This window comes from Myxococcus sp. AM011 (genome assembly GCF_013372595.1).
GTDB lineage: Bacteria > Myxococcota > Myxococcia > Myxococcales > Myxococcaceae > Myxococcus > Myxococcus eversor.
The window spans coordinates 1-2,743 of record NZ_JABXEM010000498.1; the positions used below are offsets into that span (position 1 = coordinate 1).

Here is a 2,743-nt window from a genome sequence, read left to right on the forward strand (position 1 = left end):
GTGGGAGGGTTCTCCGGAGGAGGCGGGTCGTTGGCCGCGACGGGCTGAGGATCCGGGTTCTGGGCGGGAGGAGGCACGACCGCCTGTCCGGGGTCCACGGTGGTGCCCGAACCCGCGTTGGCCACGGGCTCCGAGGGCCTCGCGGGTGGCTCCTCTGGCGGGGCGGCAGCCGCCACCTCGGGAACCAGGTTGAAGGACACGGCGAGGGGCGGGCCTTCGACGACCGTCACGAACTTCTTTTCGGGTTTGTGCCCGGGCGCACTGGCCACGACCTCGTAGTCGCCCGGCGGCAGAGCCAGCATCATGTTGGGCTCGACCCGCTGCCCGTTCACTTCGACGACGGCGCCAGGCTGCGGCACGGAGAAGGAGACCTGCTCGCCGGAAGGGCCGCTGAACAACACGACCAACAGGAGCAGCACCACCACGGCGATGCCAGCCGCGGAGCCGAAGAGCACCGGCTTGGGAAGGTTCGCCAGCGACTGCAGGGGCGAGCCCTTCGCGGCGGGCCGTGACTTGGACTTGGCCTTGACGGGAACGGGCTTCGCGGTGGCCTTGGCGCCCTTCTTCGGCGCGGGAGCGGGAGTCTTCGTCCCGGTGACCTCGTCGTGGTCCTGCGAGTCGTCGGGATAGGCTCCTTCCTGCGAGCCATAGCCGTCCGTCGCGTAGGCACCATCGTCAGGCGCGTCATAGGCCCCGGACTCCTGGTGCTGCGGAGACGGCGCACGCTGCGAAGCACGATTGCCGCGCCCGTTGTTGGCGGAGACGGTGATGTTTCCGGTGGTCTCCTCGGGCGGCTCCGCCGAGGGCTTCGAGCGCGTGGGGGGCGCGGTCGGCGCGGGGCCGATCATCGTCGCGCCCGCGTAGGCCTCGCCGTCCTCGCTGGCGATGACGACCTGGGACTTGGGGCCACTCTTGCCCTTGCGCATCGAGGGCTCGGGCTCTCGCGACGGGTACGCCGCATTGGTGCCACTGCCCTGCAGGGTCGGAATCTCCGAGCGACCCGTGATGCTGTCGTCCACGAGCACGCTGCTCTCGGCGACGCGCGTCTCCGGGGACATGAAGGTCTGGGTCGAGTCGACGATCTGCGTCTTGTCGGCGCCACCGCCGTCCATCGCCTCCAATTCCTCGTCCGTGGGAGGAGGAATGTAGTTCGGGGCGGGATGGGCCGGAGCGGTGGGCGCGCGGCCGGCGGGAGAACCCGCGACGACCACCGAGGGAGGCGCGCGCTTTGGGCCCTGACGCGCCTGCGCGGAGGGCGGCGCGGTGACGCCGGAGGTCTCGATTTGATCCGGGCGCTCGATTCCCGCGTAGCGCTCCATCTTCTCCGCCTCGCGGAGCATGTCCTCGGCGAAGGCCTCCTTCATGTAGGAGGACAAGTGCTTCGACGAGTAGATGGCATCCCCGGCCAGCAGGAAGCGCATCAGGTCCTCGGCCAGGTCCGAGCCCCACTGGTAGCGGTCCTCGGTCTCACGGGCGAGCGCCTTGAGGACGACCTTCTCCAGCCCCGCGGGGATGTTCGGATTGAACTCGCGGGGCAGCGGGACGTCCGCGTTGCGCACCTTCTCCAGCGTGGAGAAGTCCGACTCGCCGACGAAGAGCTTCTCGCCGGTGAGCATCTCGTAGAGCAGCACGCCCACGGCGAAGATGTCGCTGCGCCGGTCGATGGGCATGCCCCGGACCTGCTCCGGGCTCATGTAGCCAAACTTGCCCTTGAGGATGCCGGCCTGCGTCTTCTGCGAGCGGTTGGCCGCCTTGGCGATACCGAAGTCGATGACCTTGACCTCACCCTCGTAGGAGATGAGGACGTTCTGCGGCGACACGTCGCGGTGGATGATGTGCAGGTCCTGCCCGCGCGCGTCCTTCTTCCGGTGGGCGTAATCCAGGCCGTCACAGAGCTTGGAGGCGATGAACACCGCCTGCGCGGTGGGCATGATCTCCTTGCGCCGCCGGTAGCGCTCCAGGATGGTCCGCACGTCGCGCCCCGCGACGTACTCCATGGCGATGAAGTACGCGTCGTCGTGCTTCCCGAGTTCGTGGATGTGCACGACGTTGGCGTGGTTCAGCTGAACGCTGATCCGCGCCTCATCGATGAACATCGTGATGAACTCTTCGTCCTCCGCCATCGTGGGGAGGATCTTCTTGATGGCGAGGATTCGCTCGAAGCCCTCGACGCCGAAGGCCTTCGCGATGAACACCTCGGCCATTCCGCCGACGTTGATGCGCTCGAGGAGCAGGTACTTCCCAAAAAGGGTCGGCTTCTTCATCTCGTGGAGCGTCCGGGGCCGGGGGGAGCACCGCGGCAGGCGGAGCGCAGACCGGGCGGAGGACTGGACTCTAGTCTCAGCCTTTGTAGCGAGTCAAACATGCGTACACCCCTGAAACCCCAAGGAATCCGGCAACTTGAGCGCCTCTGAGGCCCCTGGAAGCAGGAGCAGGAAGGAGGCGGCGCGTCACATGTCGGACATCCCCTGCTCCGAGCCTGGAGGTGGCGCCCCACAGGGTCCATCGCCGCGTGCCTGATCCAGCGACGCAGAGCGCCGCGCGAGGCTGCCCGGCGGGGAGCGGATCCACCCAGGAGATCCCGGCAGCCGCCCCAGCAGTTCGAGGGGGACGTTCGGGCTGGGAGAGGCGGTGCGGGCGCACCAGCAGCTCGAGTCACGCGCGACGGTGGGCAAGGTGGTGCTGCGGGTGCCCTGAAAGCCAGGCGCGGGCTACCGGGCACGAAAGAGGCGCCTCGAGTCCC

At 68.3% G+C, this 2,743-nt stretch carries 1 protein-coding gene; it reads right to left on the minus strand.

Annotation, left to right across the window (positions count from 1 at the left end; translation table 11 throughout):
- On the minus strand, positions 1 to 2,264 hold a 2,264-nt coding region (locus HUW62_RS46670; RefSeq protein ID WP_176438124.1), incomplete at its 3' end, for a serine/threonine-protein kinase.
- Positions 2,265 to 2,743: the final 479 nt, after the last annotated feature.